At 52.5% G+C, this 17,211-nt stretch carries 17 protein-coding genes; 11 read left to right on the forward strand and 6 right to left on the reverse strand.

Annotation, left to right across the window (positions count from 1 at the left end; all coding sequences use genetic code 11):
• The first annotated feature begins 19 nt into the window (after nucleotides 1-19).
• The 3 genes from tehA to HV345_RS11785 all read left to right on the forward strand — a co-directional run bounded on the left by tehA (nucleotide 20) and on the right by HV345_RS11785 (nucleotide 2,447).
• Entirely contained in the window at nucleotides 20-1,021 is a 1,002-nt protein-coding gene (tehA, locus tag HV345_RS11775) for a dicarboxylate transporter/tellurite-resistance protein TehA (RefSeq protein ID WP_181636660.1), read from the forward strand.
• Nucleotides 1,021-1,617, forward strand: a complete 597-nt coding sequence (gene tehB / locus HV345_RS11780) for a tellurite resistance methyltransferase TehB (RefSeq protein WP_016156592.1) — start codon at nucleotides 1,021-1,023, stop codon at nucleotides 1,615-1,617. The genes tehA and tehB overlap by 1 nt, the downstream gene beginning before the upstream one ends.
• Nucleotides 1,618-1,772: 155 nt before the next feature.
• Nucleotides 1,773-2,447 carry a DUF3313 domain-containing protein gene (locus tag HV345_RS11785; protein ID WP_016153164.1) on the forward strand — a complete coding sequence of 225 codons (675 nt, stop codon included), beginning with the start codon at nucleotides 1,773-1,775 and terminating at the stop codon, nucleotides 2,445-2,447.
• A gap of 34 nt (nucleotides 2,448-2,481) precedes the next feature.
• Here the strand turns inward: HV345_RS11785 and HV345_RS11790 are convergent, their stop codons facing one another.
• Nucleotides 2,482-3,390, reverse strand: coding sequence for a DMT family transporter (locus HV345_RS11790; protein ID WP_016153163.1), 909 nt, complete (start codon nucleotides 3,388-3,390; stop codon nucleotides 2,482-2,484).
• A 184-nt stretch (nucleotides 3,391-3,574) separates the two neighbouring features.
• Between HV345_RS11790 and HV345_RS11795 the strand changes: the two genes are divergently transcribed.
• Nucleotides 3,575-4,444 carry an AraC family transcriptional regulator gene (locus HV345_RS11795; protein WP_016153162.1) on the forward strand — a complete coding sequence of 290 codons (870 nt, stop codon included), beginning with the start codon at nucleotides 3,575-3,577 and terminating at the stop codon, nucleotides 4,442-4,444.
• On the opposite strand, the gene HV345_RS11800 is transcribed toward HV345_RS11795, so the two are convergent.
• A complete protein-coding gene (locus tag HV345_RS11800) occupies nucleotides 4,427-5,593 on the reverse strand; it encodes a benzoate/H(+) symporter BenE family transporter (protein ID WP_181636661.1) in 1,167 nt (388 codons plus the stop codon). The two genes, HV345_RS11795 and HV345_RS11800, sit on opposite strands and share 18 nt — an antisense overlap.
• Nucleotides 5,594-5,698: 105 nt before the next feature.
• On the opposite strand from HV345_RS11800, the gene HV345_RS11805 reads away from it, so the two are divergent.
• Together HV345_RS11805 and HV345_RS11810 are read left to right on the forward strand one after the other, a co-directional pair.
• On the forward strand, nucleotides 5,699-6,235 hold the full coding sequence (locus HV345_RS11805) for a helix-turn-helix domain-containing protein (protein ID WP_016153160.1): 537 nt from the start codon (nucleotides 5,699-5,701) through the stop codon (nucleotides 6,233-6,235).
• Between the two features lie 79 nt (nucleotides 6,236-6,314).
• A complete protein-coding gene (locus tag HV345_RS11810) occupies nucleotides 6,315-8,276 on the forward strand; it encodes a U32 family peptidase (protein WP_181636662.1) in 1,962 nt (653 codons plus the stop codon).
• A 3-nt stretch (nucleotides 8,277-8,279) separates the two neighbouring features.
• Here HV345_RS11810 and HV345_RS11815 read toward each other — a convergent pair whose 3' ends face one another.
• The 4 genes from HV345_RS11815 to HV345_RS11830 form a co-directional block, all read right to left on the reverse strand.
• The gene (locus tag HV345_RS11815; RefSeq protein ID WP_016156585.1) at nucleotides 8,280-8,510 is read right to left on the reverse strand and encodes a DUF2554 family protein; all 231 of its coding nucleotides are present in this window, start codon (nucleotides 8,508-8,510) and stop codon (nucleotides 8,280-8,282) included.
• A 189-nt stretch (nucleotides 8,511-8,699) separates the two neighbouring features.
• A complete protein-coding gene (locus HV345_RS11820) occupies nucleotides 8,700-8,825 on the reverse strand; it encodes a DUF2474 domain-containing protein (RefSeq protein ID WP_003020230.1) in 126 nt (41 codons plus the stop codon).
• Nucleotides 8,825-9,835 carry a cytochrome d ubiquinol oxidase subunit II gene (gene cydB / locus HV345_RS11825; protein ID WP_181636663.1) on the reverse strand — a complete coding sequence of 337 codons (1,011 nt, stop codon included), beginning with the start codon at nucleotides 9,833-9,835 and terminating at the stop codon, nucleotides 8,825-8,827. Before cydB ends, HV345_RS11820 begins: the two co-directional genes overlap by 1 nt.
• Nucleotides 9,835-11,238 carry a cytochrome ubiquinol oxidase subunit I gene (locus HV345_RS11830; RefSeq protein ID WP_181636664.1) on the reverse strand — a complete coding sequence of 468 codons (1,404 nt, stop codon included), beginning with the start codon at nucleotides 11,236-11,238 and terminating at the stop codon, nucleotides 9,835-9,837. Before HV345_RS11830 ends, cydB begins: the two co-directional genes overlap by 1 nt.
• 310 nt (nucleotides 11,239-11,548) lie before the next feature.
• Here HV345_RS11830 and HV345_RS11835 point away from each other — a divergent pair, with 310 nt between their 5' ends.
• The 5 genes from HV345_RS11835 to HV345_RS11855 all read left to right on the forward strand — a co-directional run bounded on the left by HV345_RS11835 (nucleotide 11,549) and on the right by HV345_RS11855 (nucleotide 17,207).
• On the forward strand, nucleotides 11,549-12,958 hold the full coding sequence (locus HV345_RS11835) for a PLP-dependent aminotransferase family protein (protein WP_181636665.1): 1,410 nt from the start codon (nucleotides 11,549-11,551) through the stop codon (nucleotides 12,956-12,958).
• Between the two features lie 329 nt (nucleotides 12,959-13,287).
• On the forward strand, nucleotides 13,288-14,433 hold the full coding sequence (ydcS, locus tag HV345_RS11840) for a putative ABC transporter substrate-binding protein YdcS (RefSeq protein WP_016153154.1): 1,146 nt from the start codon (nucleotides 13,288-13,290) through the stop codon (nucleotides 14,431-14,433).
• Between the two features lie 16 nt (nucleotides 14,434-14,449).
• Entirely contained in the window at nucleotides 14,450-15,466 is a 1,017-nt protein-coding gene (locus HV345_RS11845) for an ABC transporter ATP-binding protein (protein ID WP_016156582.1), read from the forward strand.
• On the forward strand, nucleotides 15,467-16,411 hold the full coding sequence (locus HV345_RS11850) for an ABC transporter permease (protein ID WP_016153152.1): 945 nt from the start codon (nucleotides 15,467-15,469) through the stop codon (nucleotides 16,409-16,411). It begins immediately after the preceding gene.
• Nucleotides 16,401-17,207 carry an ABC transporter permease gene (locus tag HV345_RS11855; protein ID WP_003020204.1) on the forward strand — a complete coding sequence of 269 codons (807 nt, stop codon included), beginning with the start codon at nucleotides 16,401-16,403 and terminating at the stop codon, nucleotides 17,205-17,207. The genes HV345_RS11850 and HV345_RS11855 overlap by 11 nt, the downstream gene beginning before the upstream one ends.
• Nucleotides 17,208-17,211 lie beyond the last annotated feature (4 nt).

Below are 17,211 nucleotides of genomic sequence, written 5' to 3' on the forward strand. Positions count from 1 at the left end.
ACTTTAAAAAATAAACAAAATGAGTAAGAACAAACAGAGTGAGCGGGTCCTCAATCTTCCGGCCGGTTATTTTGGCATGGTACTGGGCATCATTGGGATGGGGTTTGCGTGGCGTTATGCCAGTCAGGTGTGGCCAGTGAGTCACTTGATTGGCGAAGGTTTAGTGATCCTCGCAATGGTCATTTGGGGGCTGCTGACGCTGGCTTTTCTGAGCCGTTTACTGCGTTTTCCGCATAGCGTATTGGCGGAAATTCGTCACCCGGTGATGAGCAGTTTTGTCAGTCTGTTTCCGGCCACAACGATGCTGGTCGCGATTGGTTTTGTCCCGTGGTATCGACCGCTGGCGATTGGGTTGTTCAGCATTGGCGTGGTGATACAGCTGGCCTACGCCGCCTGGCAAACGGCAGGGTTGTGGCGTGGATCGCATCCAGAGGAAGCCACCACGCCGGGTCTGTATCTGCCGACCGTCGCCAATAACTTTATCAGTGCAATGGCCTGTGGCGCACTGGGTTTCAACGACGCAGGATTGGTGTTTTTAGGCGCCGGGGTTTTTTCCTGGCTCAGCCTGGAGCCGGTGATTCTGCAACGTTTACGTAGCTGCGGCGAGTTGCCTGCGGTGTTACGTACTTCACTTGGCATTCAACTGGCGCCTGCGCTGGTCGCCTGCAGCGCCTGGCTTAGCGTCAACGGCGGCGAGGGCGATACGTTAGCCAAAATGTTGTTCGGCTATGGTCTGCTGCAACTTTTGTTCATGCTACGGCTCATGCCGTGGTATTTGTCACAGCCATTTAATGCGTCTTTCTGGAGCTTCTCGTTTGGCGTGTCGGCTCTGGCAACAACAGGGCTGCATCTGGGCCACGGTAGCGAGTCAGGATTTTTTCATACGCTGGCGATCCCACTGTTTATTTTTACCAATTTTGTCATTGCATTATTACTGGTACGTACGTTTGCATTGCTGATGCAGGGGAAACTGCTCATCCGCACGGAGCGTGCTGCATTACTGAAATCTGAGGATAAATAATGACCCTTTGCGACGAAAACTACTTTACTGAGAAATACGATTTAACTCGTACGCATTCCGATGTTGTTGAAGCGGCAAAAATTGTTAAGCCAGGTAAAACGTTAGACCTGGGCTGCGGTAACGGTCGTAACAGCCTGTACCTTGCGGCAAACGGTTATGACGTGACAGCATGGGATAAAAACCCCATGAGCATCGCTAACCTTGAGCGTATCAAAGCGGCGGAAGGGCTGACCAATCTGCACGCGAACGTCGCGGATCTCAACGCATTACGCTTTGATGGCGAATATGATTTTATTCTTTCTACCGTTGTGCTGATGTTCCTTGAAGCCAAAACTATCCCTGGCCTTATTGAAAATATGCAGCGGTGCACTAAACCGGGCGGATATAACTTAATCGTCGCGGCGATGGATACCGATGATTTTCCGTGTACCGTGGGGTTCCCGTTCGCGTTTAAAACCGGAGAATTGCGCAACTATTACAGCGGATGGGATCTGCTGAAATATAACGAAGACGTGGGTGAACTTCATCGTACGGATGAAAACGGTAATCGAATTAAACTGCGCTTTGCCACAATGCTGGCACGCAAAACTGCCTGAACCTCCCGCCTGGGTTAACTCTTTCTGCGCTCAGCATTTTTTGTGCCGGGTGCAGAGAGAAAATTGTGCGGTGTTTACCATTTTTAGTACATCCAAAATGAAACGGTTTTGCTATCCTTTTTAAGCATCATTGCGAAAACTAAAGGGATCGTTTCATGCGTACTCAAACTTTATTTAAAGTTGCAGTGCTTACTGGCTTGTTGGCATTATCCGGCTGTGCGTCAAAAGTGACCGCGCCGGATAAATATTCTGGGTTTTTAAAAAATTACTCTGATTTGAAGGAAACACAATCAGCATCGGGACAAACCGTACTCCGTTGGGTTGATCCAAGCTACAACGAATCCAAATATGACAACATTGTATATAACCCGGTAACGTATTATCCGGTTCCTAAACCTACCACGCAGGTAGGGCAGCAGGTTCTTGATCAACTGCTGACCTACACCAATACCCAGTTGAAATCCGCCATCAGCAAGCGTAAGCCCCTGGTTACTACCCCTGGGCCACGTAGCCTGATTTTCCGCGGAGCGATTACCGGTGTTGCAACGAGCAAAGAAGGACTGCAGTTCTATGAAGTGATCCCGGTTGCGCTACTCGTTGCGGGAACACAAATGGCAACGGGTCACCGTACCATGGATACCAACCTCTATTTCGAGGGTGAGTTGATTGATGCGGCGACCAATAAACCGGTAGTTAAAGTTGTACGTAAGGGTGAAGGTAAAGATCTGAGCAACGAAAATACGCCGATGACATTCGAAACGTTGAAGAAAGTTGTTGATGACATGGCGACGGATGCCACCATGTTTGACGTGAACAAAAAACCACAATAATAATCAACGCACCATCTCAGGATGGTGCGTTTTTTTATGCCACCCGGCGTCGATAGAATAGTTTACCCATCAGCACTTCTGGTCGGGCAAACATCACCATATTCCCCAGTAAAATCAACACTAATCCGGCAATAGCGTTAACCTGCCAGACGTATCCTTCATACAATGTTGACAGCGTTAGCGCAACCAGCGGGAAAAGCAGGGTGCTGTATGCCGCCCTACTGGGACCAATGCGACCTACCAGTGTGAAATAAGCGCCGAAAGCAATCACTGAGCCAAAAATAGCCAGATATAACAGTGCGCTGAGATAGCTGAATGTCCACTGTGGCGTAAAATTGTCCCCGCGCATCAGCGCAATGGCAGCGATCAACAGCGTGCCGTACAGCATGGCCCAACTGTTGGTCGTTAACACTTCCAGCCCTTTTTTCTGGTGACGCATGCTGATCATATTACCCAATGAGAAACCGAAGGTTCCAAGGGCGCTTAAGCCGATACCCAGCAGCAAGGAATGATTGAATCCGCTGTTGAGCAAATCCTGCCAGAACAGAGTCACAATGCCCGTCAGTCCAAGACCGGCTGCTATATAGAAACGCAGCGGTGGTTTTTGCCCAAAAAAGATGAAGCTATTGACCGCATTGAACAGGACGGCCATTGAGAAAATCACCGACTCCAGGCCGGTATTAATCCAGGCTGCAGCCGTATAAAAACACCAGAAGTTGAAGCAAAAAACGCATCCACCCTGTAACAGACAAAACAGATGATCGCGACCAGACAGTTTGCGTAATTTACCGCTAACCAGCAGGATCACTATCATCAGCGAACTGGCAACGGCGAAGCGCCAAAAGATAGAAACCGGCGCTGAAACCGGGCCCTGCTGCAAATAAATCGCAATCCATGTCGTTCCCCAAATTACCACCACCAGGCAGTACAACAGTGCGTTCATACAACTCTCTCTTTTTTGGATTCAGGTTCACACTGTGTCATGTCTGGCGGCAGGAGGCTTTCATCGGTTTGCGGCGGACTTGCAAAATCTTGCGCTTTTTTAGCGTAAAAGCGAAAAGGAAGCTGTTAACAATATGTGGCTGTTATAGACTGAAAGCCTGCTAACTTATTTTGAATGTGATGGTATGCCTCAGCCCTACGATGCCTTTGAAAACTTACGCAAACATAATGCCGTGCTGCATGAATCGGTTGCGTTACATTCAGGGATCCAACTGGCGGCCTGGTCAAACAAGCGCGATACCATCACCCAGTATTGCGATCACCATACGCTCAGTTTATATATCGCGGATGGCTACGAGAGTTATCACAAAACGGCGGGGGGCTGGAAGAATGGCGGCGGACCGGACCGTTTTTGCCTGATGCCGAAAGAGAGCGAGTCAAGTTGGGATATCCGCGACGCTCTCTCCTTTGTTCATCTCTATTGTACCGACGAACATCTGCGCGAAGTGGGTGAAAAAGTCTGGGATAAAAGCCCCTATAGCTTCACGCTGGACGAGCACACGTTTGGCAGTGACCCGGGGATCACGGCGGTTTACCGTCAGTTTCTGCTTGATAACGACTGGCAGCAACCGGCCAATCACCTCACGCTCAGCGCGGCATCTTCGCTACTGTTAACGCATCTGATCCAGCATTACAGCAACGTTCAATGGCGACTGCCCACCGTCACCGGGGGACTCGCGCCCGTCACCTTGCGTAACGTGCTGGCCTATATTGACGCGCATCTGGCGTACCCAATCACCCTGAACGATCTGGCTAGCGAGGCGGCGCTTAGCGAATTCCATTTTGCCAGAATGTTTCGCCAGTCGATGAATATGGCACCGCATCAGTACGTGATGCAACGTCGTATGGCGCTGGCACAGCATCTGGTCTGTTACACTTCACGCAGTTTGTCAGATATTGCGATGACCTGCGGATTCAGTTCGGCAAGCCATTTTAGTAACCGGTTTAAACAGGTAACCGGTAAAACGCCAACGCAGCTACGTGCGGCGAAATAACGTCAACACGGCGTAGCAGATACCGCCGACGACCAGCCCCCAGAATGCAGATCCAACCCCCAATAACGTCAGGCCGCTGGCCGTGACCAAAAACGTAACGATGGCTGCGTCGCGTTCCGCTTCATTATGCAACGCCTGATACAAACTACCGCTAATTGTCCCGAGCAAGGCCAGACCGGCCAGCATCTGGATCCAGCTTACGGGCAGTGCCGCCATTAGTCCTGTGACTGAACCGCCAAACACCCCTGCCAGAAGATAGAAGACGCCAGCCGCGGCGGCGGCGAGCCAGCGTCGTTTGGCATCAGGATGCGCTTCGGGACTTTGGCAAATTGCGGCGGTTATGGCGGCAATGCAGATGGAGTAGACACCAAACGGCGAAAACAGCAGCGCCAGCAGGCCGGTAAAGATAATGAGCGGTGAAACGGGTAATGAATAGCCCGAGGCATTCATAGTGGCAATACCAGGGGCATTTTGTGAAGCCATGGTAACCAGAAACAGCGGTAGCGCAATGCTGATACTGTGGGCAAATGAAAAGTGTGGGGCAATAAACGCAGGCATGACCGGCGATAAATTCACTCCGCTTGTGACAATGTCACCTTTTATTAGCGCGATAGCGATACCCGCCAGCATCGCGGCGATCGTCGCGTACCGTGGGGCTGTGACTTTAAATACCAGCCATGCCATCAGCATACTACCGCACAAAATAAGCTCACTGTTGAGGCTATTAAAGGCCTGCAGACCAAAGCGCAGCAGGATCCCGGCCAGCATGGCTGATGCCAGTGAGTGAGGGATTATTTTCATCAGACGGGCAAACAATCCGGTTATGCCGCACAGCACAATCAACGCGTTAGCTACGATAAAAACGCCGATAGCATCCTGAATCGATACCCCGTGCAGACCCGTAACCAGCAGCGCGGCGCCAGGTGTTGACCAGGCCGTGAGCACAGGAGCGCGATACCATAACGTCAGCGCCAGCGTACTGACGCCCATTGCAATTCCCAGCGCGGTCATCCAGCCCGCAATTTGATCGGTGGTCGCACCTGCGGCCAGGGCCGCTTGCCAGATAATGGCAGCCGAGCTGGCGTAACCGACCAGGACAGCCACAAAACCCGATAATACGGTGGGTAGTGGGATAGAAAATGCGCGCATAGTCACTCCGTGTGCGTTATAACGGTCAATTAATGTAGCACTGTGCGTTATAGCGTACAAGTGCTAAGCTGTAGCCTTGAGAAAGGAGAGTCAGGAAGGCGAAAAATGGAAAACTTAACTCACTATCTGGCCACAACGCTCCGCACGCTACGTCACCAGCGGGAATGGAGCCTGTCACGTTTGGCGGAGGAAACCGGCGTGTCAAAAGCCATGTTGGGGCAGATTGAGCGCAACGAATCCAGCCCAACGGTGGCGACATTGTGGAAAATTGCCACCGGACTGAACGTGCCGTTCTCGACGTTTATTTCACCGCCAGAGTCAGACGGCGCGCCAACATTCGATCCCCAGCAGCAGGCGATGGTCGTCACGCCACTGTTTCCGTGGGATCCACAGCTGTGCTTCGATCATTTTTCGATACAGCTGGCACCTGGCGCACTCAGTGAATCGACTCCGCATGAAACCGGCGTTATAGAGCACGTGGTGGTGATAAATGGGCTGCTGGATATGTGTATTGAGGGGCAGTGGCGCACCATGAAATCCGGCGAGGGGGTGCGTTTTGCGGGAGACAGGGCGCATAGCTACCGTAACAGTAGCGAACAAACGGTTCACTTTCATTCCCTGATCCATTACCCGCGCGGTTAATCGGGAAAACTATTCCGAAAAGCCGCGCTTGTGACTACAATAGCCGCCATTTTTACCACTTGTGGATGGTAACAACTGTATGCGTCAGCAGCCTCATCACCTTGAATTGTTAAGCCCGGCCCGGGATACCGCCATTGCACGTGAAGCCATTTTGCACGGCGCTGACGCCGTTTACATTGGCGGACCGGGTTTTGGCGCGCGTCATAACGCCAGTAACAGCCTGAAAGATATCGCCGAACTGGTGCCGTTTGCGCATCGTTACGGGGCGAAAATCTTTGTGACGCTGAATACAATCTTGCATGATGATGAGCTGGAGCCCGCACAGCGATTAATTACCGATCTGTATCAGACCGGCGTTGACGCCCTGATTGTGCAGGATATGGGGATTCTGGAGCTGGATATTCCTCCCATTGAGCTACACGCCAGCACCCAATGTGATATTCGCAGCGTCGAGAAGGCGAAGTTTCTTTCTGACGTCGGATTCACCCAAATTGTCCTCGCGCGCGAACTAAGCCTTGAGCAGATAAACGCCATCCATCAGGCTACGGATGCGACTATTGAATTTTTCATTCACGGTGCGCTGTGCGTCGCCTATTCAGGCCAGTGTTATATTTCACATGCGCAAACCGGACGTAGCGCTAACCGCGGTGACTGTTCTCAGGCTTGTCGCCTGCCGTATACCCTGAAAGACGATCAGGGGCGCGTGGTGTCCTATGAAAAACATCTGCTGTCGATGAAAGATAACGATCAGACCGCCAACCTCGGCGCGTTGATTGACGCAGGCGTGCGCTCATTCAAAATTGAAGGGCGCTATAAAGACATGAGCTATGTGAAGAATATTACCGCGCATTATCGTCAGATGCTGGACGCCATTATTGAAGAGCGCGGCGATCTTGCCCGTTCTTCAGCCGGGCGTACCGAACATTTCTTTACTCCATCCACGGAAAAGACCTTCCATCGCGGCAGCACCGATTATTTTGTGAATGCCCGTAAGGGGGATATCGGCGCATTCGACTCACCAAAGTTCATCGGTCTGCCGGTTGGCGAAGTCCTGAAGGTGGCAAAAGATCATCTCGATGTTGAGGTAACAGAACCGCTGGCCAACGGGGATGGTCTGAACGTGTTAATCAAGCGTGAGGTCGTCGGATTTCGCGCCAACACCGTTGAAAAAACGGGGCACAATCGTTATCGGGTGTGGCCGAATGAAATGCCCGCCGACCTGCACAAAGTGCGCGCCAACCATCCGCTGAACCGCAATCTCGATCATAACTGGCAGCAAGCGTTGACCAAAACCTCCAGCGAACGCCGCGTCGCGGTCGATATTGAGCTGGGCGGCTGGCAGGAACAGTTGATCCTGACGCTCACCAGTGAGGAGGGGGTGAGTATCACCCATACGCTGGCCGGCCAGTTTGAGGAAGCGAACAATGCAGAAAAAGCGTTGAGCAACCTGCAGGATGGCCTGGCAAAACTGGGACAAACGCTGTATTACGCCCGTAATATTCAGGTGAATCTGCCGGGAGCATTGTTCGTGCCTAACGGTCAACTGAATCAGCTGCGACGTGAAGCGGTCGACATGCTGGATGCAGCTCGTTTGCAAAACTATCAGCGCGGTCGCCGTAAACCGGTTGCCCAGCCGGCGCCGGTTTACCCGCAAACACATCTGAGCTTTCTGGCTAACGTCTACAACCATAAAGCGCGAGAGTTTTATCACCGTTATGGCGTGCAGTTGATTGATGCCGCCTATGAGGCGCATGAAGAAAAGGGCGATGTGCCGGTGATGATCACCAAACATTGCCTGCGTTTTGCGTTTAACCTGTGTCCGAAACAGGCGAAAGGAAATATCAAAAGCTGGAAAGCCACGCCGATGCAACTGGTTAACGGCGATGAGGTCCTGACGCTGAAATTTGATTGCCGACCGTGCGAAATGCACGTGATCGGCAAGATGAAACATCACATTCTGAAGATGCCGTTGCCGGGCAGCGTGGTGGCTTCCGTCAGCCCTGAAGAACTGCTGAAAACGTTGCCAAAGCGTAAAAGCTAACGGTTAGCTCTGATGTGTATCGGGTTTGCGTGATTTTTGCCAGTAATGGTGTTCGCGAAGATCGGCGGCGGATTCTTCCGCCGTCATTCGTAGCTCATCGCTGTCGGCCGTGTGTCGTAATAAGTGATCGGCATCCTGCACCTGAATATATTCATGTCCCTGATTAGTAGCGAGAAGCTGACCGGAAAAAAGCGCGCTGGCCAGCAATAACACCGTTAACCCTTTCTTAAACATCATGCACCCTCTGGTACGTTAGCTGCGGAATTGACGATAATTTCGCCAGGTGACTATTCAATATTTTAATCGGGTTAATGACAATCTCTGTTTTGTCATTTCGATGTTTTTTACATTTTTGTTTAGATAACGTTGGGATTTGTCACAACCGGGCAGTGCAGCGCTGCCCGGTTGTTATCAGAGAGAGAATCAGGATTTAAATCCGGCGGCCGTCATCAGGAGACGAAAGAACATACCAACGGCGGCCAGGGCCAGCACGCTGCCACCCCAGAGGATCACCAGCCACATCAGGCGTTTCCAGATTGTTTGTTGCATCAATGATACCCCTCACCATGTTGAACTTTGCCGCGGAAAACGTAGTAGCTCCAGAAGGTGTACACCAGGATTATCGGGATAATCAGCAGCGCGCCAACCAACATAAAGCCCTGACTCTGCGCCGGAGCTGCCGCCTGCCACAGCGTAATGGACGGTGGAATGATGTGGGGCCAGATACTGATCCCCAGCCCGCTGAACCCGAGAAAAATCAGCCCCAGCGTCAATACAAAAGGCAGCGTATGGCTGTTTTGCTGACCCAGCGAGCGCCACAGCCAGAGGCTAATCAGCGCAACCAGGAGCGGAACCGGCATCAGGAACCACAGATTGGGCAGGCTAAACCAACGCTCGGCAATGGCGCTGTGCGCCAGCGGCGTCCACAGGCTGATAATGGCAATGACAACCAGCATCGCCAGCAGCAGTTTTCTTGCCACGCAGCGCATTTTATCCTGCAACGGATTTTCGCTTTTCATCACCAGCCATGTTGCCCCCAACAGGGCGCAGGCTACAACCAGGCCCACGCCGCAGAACAGGGTAAAGGGGGTCAGCCAGTCGAACGGACCGCCGCTGTAGCTGCGTCCGGTGACGGAAAATCCATTGAGTACGGCACCGACCACAATACCCTGAGTGAATGTCGCGAGGATTGAACCGCCGAGAAAAGCTTTATCCCAGAATGGTCGATGCGCCGGCGTGGCTTTGAAGCGAAACTCAAACGCGACGCCGCGAAATATCAGGCCGATGAGCATCAGGGTCAACGGGATCGTCAGCGCATCGACAATCACCGCATAGGCCAGGGGAAAAGCGCCGAATAATCCGGCGCCACCCAACACCAGCCAGGTTTCATTACCGTCCCATACCGGGGCGACGCTGTTGACCATCACATCACGGTCATCCGCATCCGAAATCGCAGGGAATAAAATACCGATCCCGAGATCAAAACCGTCCATCACGATATACATCAGCGTGGCGAACACGATAATTACAAACCAGATAACTGATAAATCGATACCCATTAGCGGTGTGCCTCCGGTTGAGAATCGAGAACGACAGCAGAAAGCGGCCGTGCCGGCGTGCCTGTTGGTGGAATGGTCGGCTCATCTTCCTGTGGTCCTTTACGGATCAGGCGGATCATGTAGCTGTAACCCACGCCAAACACCGAGCTATACACCACAAAGAAAGACAGTAGGCTGATGCTCATATGTAAATCACCATGTGCGGAAACCGCATCCGCCGTACGTTGCAAACCGTAAACCACCCACGGCTGACGGCCAACTTCGGTGGTCACCCAGCCAGCAAGGATGGCAATCAGACCGGAGGGCCCCATCCACAATGCAAAACGCAGGAAAGGACGTGAGGTGTATAGCCGCTCCTTATAACGCAGCCACAGGGCAAACGCGCCCAGCAGGATCATCAGCATGCCTAACCCTGCCATAATGCGAAACGACCAGAACACGATGGTGGAATTGGGCCTGTCTTCCTTCGGAAATTCTTTTAACGCCGGGACCTGTTTATCCAGACTATGAGTCAGGATCAGGCTGCCCAGCGCCGGGATTTCCAGCCCATAGCGGGTGCGCTCCTGCTCCATATCCGGCCAGCCGAACAACAGCAGCGGGGTCGGTTTACCAGGCGGATTTTCCCAGTGTCCTTCAATCGCCGCAATTTTTGCAGGCTGGTGCTTCAGCGTATTCAACCCGTGCATATCGCCAATTAAGGCCTGCAGCGGAGCGACGATTAACGTCATCCACAGCGCCATTGAAAACATAGCGCGAATTGCTGGCGTGCTATTACCGCGCAATAAATGCCATGCGGCTGATGCCGCGACAAACAGCGCGCTGCTCAGGAAGGCAGCAACGGACATATGCAGCAAACGATAAGGGAAGGAAGGATTGAAAATCACGGCGAACCAGTCGACGGGAACGACTTGCCCGTTAACAATTTCATAGCCCTGTGGCGTTTGCATCCAGCTGTTGGAGGCGAGGATCCAGAAGGTAGAAATAATAGTACCCAGCGCAACCATACAGGTCGCGAAGAAGTGAAGTCCTGGGCCAACCCGATTCCAGCCAAACAGCATTACCCCAAGGAAGCCCGCTTCGAGGAAGAAGGCGGTTAATACTTCATAGGTCAGCAGCGGCCCGGTGATGCTACCGGCGAACTCGGAAAAACCACTCCAGTTCGTGCCGAACTGATAAGCCATCACCAGCCCGGAAACCACGCCCATACCAAAGTTTACGGCGAATATTTTCGACCAGAAATGGTATAGCGAGCGCCAGGTCGGATTTTTCGTTTTTAACCATAACCCTTCGAGCACCGCCAGATAACTGGCGAGGCCAATGGTAATCGCCGGAAAGATGATGTGAAAGGATACCGTAAACGCGAACTGGATCCTCGCCAGGTGAAACGCGTCAAGACCGAACATGCTTAGCTCCGCAGGCAAAATTGATTTAGCGCAATTCTAAGGCTGCGAAGCAATGGAAGGCAGAAACAGAACAGTTCTTTTTAACCATAACAGTTGTCGTGCTGTTATAGGTTAGCCTGGCTGATATGAAATCTGGAACCTGGATTCCTGTTATCAAATAGCGTCCACGTCTTGAAACACGCGCCTTAGGCAAGGAGCTGTCAGTAACAATGTTGTAAAACTGTTAACTATAACAGTTATAAAAAATGCCCTGATTATGTAAACTGATATATACAGTGCGTGTCACCGACACCGATTATCAGGACGAAAAATGAAAAAATACCAGCGACTGGCTGAGCAAATTCGCGATCAAATCGCGTCTGGCGTATGGCAGCCCGGCGATCGCTTGCCATCCTTGCGCGAGCAGGTGGTCAGCAGCGGCATGAGTTTTATGACCGTCGGACATGCATATCAGTTGCTGGAAAGTCAGGGCCGGATTATCGCCCGGCCGCAGTCGGGTTACTATGTTGCCGCGCGCCCTGAACGTGAGCTGGCAGCGCCGCAGGCGCAGGTGATGCGCGATGAAGCGGTGGATATCAACACCTATATTTTTGATATGCTGCAGGCCAGCCGGGATGCGTCAGTGATGCCATTTGCCTCTGCATTCCCCGATCCGCGTCTGTTTCCCCTCCAGCAGTTGAACCGCTCGCTGGCGCAGGTCAGTAAAACCGCGACCGCCATGAGCGTGATAGAAAACCTGCCGCCGGGAAATGATGAGCTGCGCCATGCCATTGCCCGCCGCTATGCTCAACAGGGGATGACCATTTCACCTGATGAAATTGTCATCACTACCGGTGCGCTGGATGCCCTCAACCTGAGCCTGCAGGCGGTTACCGAACCGGGAGACTGGGTGATTGTCGAAAATCCCTGTTTCTATGGGGCGTTGCAGGCCCTGGAGCGATTACGGCTGAAGGCGCTTTCGATTGCCACCGACGTGATAGAGGGGATCGATCTTACCGCGCTGGAGCAAGCGTTGCAGGAGTATCCGGTAAAAGCCTGCTGGCTGATGACCAACAGCCAAAATCCGCTGGGTTTTACGCTCAGCCCAGAGAAAAAGGCGCACCTGGTCGCATTGCTGGAAAAATATCATGTAATGCTGATAGAAGATGATGTCTACAGCGAGCTGTACTTTGGTCGCGAAAAACCACTGCCTGCCAAAGCCTGGGATCGCGCCGACAGCGTTTTGCATTGTTCGTCTTTCTCGAAGTGCCTGGTGCCCGGATTTCGAGTGGGCTGGGTGGCGGCCGGGAAGCATGCTCGACGTATTCAGCGACTCCAGCTCATGAGCACGTTATCCACCAGTTCCCCCATGCAGCTTGCGCTCGTGGATTATCTGTCAACCCGGCGCTATGACGCGCATCTGCGCCGCTTACGCCGTCAACTGGCGGAACGCAAACAGCAGGCCTGGCAAACGTTGCTGCGCCATCTTCCGGCGGAAGTCAAAATTCACCATAACGACAGCGGCTATTTTCTGTGGCTGGAACTGCCTGAACCGCTTGATGCAGGCGTGCTCAGCACCCAGGCACTGGCGCACCATATCAGCATTGCACCGGGAAAAATGTTTTCGACCTCGGGGAGCTGGACTCGTTTTTTTCGCTTTAATACCGCATGGCACTGGGGAGAGCGTGAGGAACAGGCTGTGAAACAGCTGGGAAAATTAATTCGCGAGATGATGAAATAAAACGTAACGCGCTATTCAATATAAAAGAATAGCGCGTTCTTATTTTCGAAATAGAGAATACCTAACCCCGATGTTATTTATATCGGGTGCTACCATACAAAAAATCAATAGTTCTTACTATTGCCACCGTTGCACCTAACTCCTTGTCTATACTCCAGAAGATTAAAGCTCCCGATTAGCGTCAGTAGCGTAATGAGCGTTAGCTCACAACCTGATTAAATTTCCTTGCGCCAGCAGGAACGCTTACAACACCCCGACTATTTTTAGGAAAGGACATATATTTACGGCAAGGCTGCCGCTCAATATTTTTTAGACAGGAGTAAGACGTTATGAGCAAGCAGTTTGCCCTCAGTAGCCTGTGCGCACTCAGTATGACACTGATGACTGCACAGGCAGCCGAACCCCCGACATCCTTAGATAAACCGGAAGGCCGTCTGGATATTATTGCCTGGCCGGGCTACATCGAACGTGGACAGACCGATAAACAATATGATTGGGTCTCGCAGTTTGAGAAAGAGACCGGCTGCGCGGTCAATGTTAAAACAGCGGCCACTTCTGATGAAATGGTCAGCCTGATGGCAAAAGGCGGCTACGACCTGGTTACCGCTTCCGGTGATGCCTCCTTGCGTCTGATTATGGGAAAACGCGTTCAGCCGATTAATACCGCGCTGATCCCTAACTGGAAAAGCATCGATCCGCGCGTGGTAAAAGGCGAGTGGTTTAACGTTGGCGGAAAAGTTTACGGCACACCGTACCAGTGGGGGCCAAACCTGCTGATGTACAACACCAAAATTTTCCCAACGCCGCCGGATAGCTGGAACGTGGTATTTGTTGAGCAAAAACTTGGGGACGGAAAAAGCAATAAAGGGCGCGTTCAAGCCTACGATGGCCCGATCTATATTGCCGATGCTGCATTATTCGTTAAGGCGACTCAGCCGCAACTGGGCATTACCGATCCCTATCAGCTCACCGAACAACAGTATCAGGCGGTGATCAAAGTCCTGAGCGATCAGCACGCGCTGATCCATCGCTATTGGCACGATACCACCGTGCAAATGAGCGACTTCAAAAACGAAGGTGTGGTGGCGTCCAGCGCCTGGCCTTATCAGGCGAACGCCCTGAAAGGAGAAGGTCAGCCTATTGCCACGGTCTTCCCAAAAGAAGGGGTTACCGGATGGGCTGATACCACCATGCTGCACAGCGAAGCCAAACACCCGGTGTGCGCTTACAAATGGATGAACTGGTCATTAACCCCGAAAGTTCAGGGCGACGTCGCAGCCTGGTTTGGTTCTCTGCCAGTCGTGCCTGAAGGTTGTAAAGCCAGCCCGCTGCTGGGTGAAAAGGGCTGTGAAACCAACGGCTATAGCTACTTTGACAAAATTGCCTTCTGGAAAACGCCGATCGCAGAAGGTGGCAAATTCGTTCCTTACAGTCGCTGGACGCAGGATTACATCGCCATTATGGGCGGTCGTTAATTCCGCTGGGGGTTTTATGACGTACGCAGTGGAGTTTCATAACGTCTCGCGTCTGTACGGGGATGTTCGTGCAGTTGATGGGGTGAGTATTGCGATTAACGACGGTGAGTTTTTCTCTATGCTGGGGCCATCCGGCTCCGGCAAGACCACTTGTCTGCGCCTTATTGCAGGGTTTGAGCAACTGTCAGGCGGCGCAATCACCATTTTTGGTAAGCAGGCCAGCGAATTGCCGCCCTGGGAACGGGACGTCAATACGGTATTTCAGGATTATGCGCTATTCCCGCATATGTCGATTCTCGACAATGTCGCCTACGGGCTGATGGTCAAAGGTATTGATAAAAAACAGCGTCACGCAAAAGCACGTGAAGCGCTGGATAAGGTTGCGCTAGGTTTTGTTTATGAACGCAAACCATCGCAACTTTCCGGTGGTCAGCGGCAACGCGTGGCGATTGCCCGCGCGCTGGTCAATGAACCGCGGGTCCTGCTGTTGGATGAACCGCTCGGGGCATTGGATCTTAAGCTGCGTGAGCAGATGCAGCTGGAACTGAAAAAGTTACAGCAATCCTTGGGTATCACCTTCATTTTTGTCACCCACGATCAGGGTGAAGCCCTGTCGATGTCCGATCGTGTGGCGGTGTTTAATAATGGTCGCATCGAACAGGTGGATTCTCCGCGTGAACTGTACATGCGTCCGCGCACACCGTTTGTGGCAAGTTTCGTCGGGACGTCAAATGTTTTTGATGAAACGATGTCAGCGAACGTTTGCGGGCTACAGGGTATGTTTTCCCTGCGTCCGGAACACATTCGCTTGAATGATACCAGTGGTGAAGTCCAGGCCCGGGGGGTTATCCAGGCGGTGCAGTACCAGGGCGCGGCGACACGTTTTGAGCTGAAACTTGTCGGCGGTGAAAAATTACTGGTTAGCCAGGCGAACCTGACGGGAGAAATGCTGCCAACAACGCTGTCGCCGGGTCAACAGGTGATGGCATCGTGGTCACGCGACGTGATGGTACCGCTGGTTGAGGAGAGGTGAATGGCTATGAATGTCTTACATTCGCCTCCACAGTCGACAAGTCTGAACCGGATCTCAGGGTTCTTCTGGCGTAATCCAGGTCTGGGGCTGTTTTTGCTGCTCCTCGGACCGCTGATGTGGTTTGGGATCGTCTACTTCGGCTCATTACTGACGCTGTTATGGCAAGGTTTTTATACCTTCGATGATTTCACCATGTCGGTCACGCCCGACCTGACGCTGGCGAATTTGCAGGCGCTGTTTAATCCCGCCAACTACGACATCATTTTGCGTACCCTGACGATGGCGGTGGCGGTCACCATTGCCAGCGCGATTCTGGCGTTTCCGATGGCGTGGTATATGGCGCGATATACCAGTGGCAAAATGAAAGCCTTTTTTTACATTGCTGTGATGTTGCCGATGTGGGCCAGCTACATTGTTAAAGCCTACGCATGGACGTTACTGTTGGCTAAAGACGGGGTGGCGCAGTGGTTTTTAACTCATCTGGGACTGGAGCCGCTGCTGCTTTCGTTCCTGACGCTGCCTGCGGTAGGCGGCAATACGTTGTCGACTTCAGGGTTAGGGCGTTTTCTGGTGTTCGTCTACATCTGGCTGCCGTTTATGATCCTGCCGGTACAAGCCGCGCTGGAGAGACTTCCGCCTTCGCTCTTACAGGCCTCCGCTGATTTGGGCGCACGTCCGCATCAGACTTTCCGCTATGTGGTCCTGCCACTGGCGATACCCGGTATCGCGGCGGGGTCGATCTTTACTTTTTCTCTGACGTTGGGCGATTTTATCGTGCCGCAACTGGTGGGACCGCCAGGCTATTTCATCGGCAATATGGTGTATTCGCAACAAGGGGCGATCGGCAATATGCCGATGGCGGCGGCATTTACTCTGGTGCCGATTGTGTTAATCGCACTGTATCTGGCGTTCGTGAAGCGTCTGGGAGCTTTCGATGCACTCTGAACGCGCGCCCTGGTTACTCAAACTGGCGGCATGGGGCGGGGTTATTTTCCTGCACTTTCCCATCCTCATCATCGCCACCTATGCTTTTAATACTGAGGAGGCTGCTTTTAGTTTTCCACCGCAGGGGTTAACGCTGAAGTGGTTTAGCGTTGCGGCGCAACGTAGCGATATTCTGGAATCGGTGACGTTGTCACTTAAAATCGCTGCGTTGTCGACGGCCATTGCCCTCGTTCTGGGGACGCTGGCCGCTGCCGCACTGTGGCGCAGGGACTTTTTTGGTAAAAGCGCAATATCGCTGTTGCTGCTGTTGCCGATCGCGCTGCCGGGGATTATTACCGGTCTGGCGCTACTGACGGCGTTTAAAACTATCAACCTGGAACCCGGTTTTCTCACCATCGTGGTCGGCCATGCGACGTTTTGCGTGGTGGTGGTATTTAACAACGTCGTGGCGCGTTTTCGCCGTACCTCATGGAGTCTGGTTGAAGCGTCTATGGATCTTGGCGCCAACGGCTGGCAAACCTTTCGTTATGTCGTGCTGCCAAACCTGGCATCGGCACTGCTGGCGGGAGGGATGCTGGCGTTTGCTTTGTCGTTTGATGAAATCATCGTGACAACGTTCACCGCCGGACATGAAAGAACACTTCCTTTGTGGCTGCTCAATCAACTGGGTCGACCACGAGATGTGCCTGTCACCAACGTTGTGGCATTGCTGGTAATGCTGGTGACAACACTGCCAATTTTAGGGGCCTGGTGGCTAACGCGTGAAGGCGACACTCTCGCCGGAAACGGTAAATAAACGA

It is taken from the genome of Citrobacter sp. RHBSTW-00986 (assembly GCF_013783065.1).
Classification (GTDB): Bacteria; Pseudomonadota; Gammaproteobacteria; order Enterobacterales; family Enterobacteriaceae; genus Citrobacter; species Citrobacter braakii.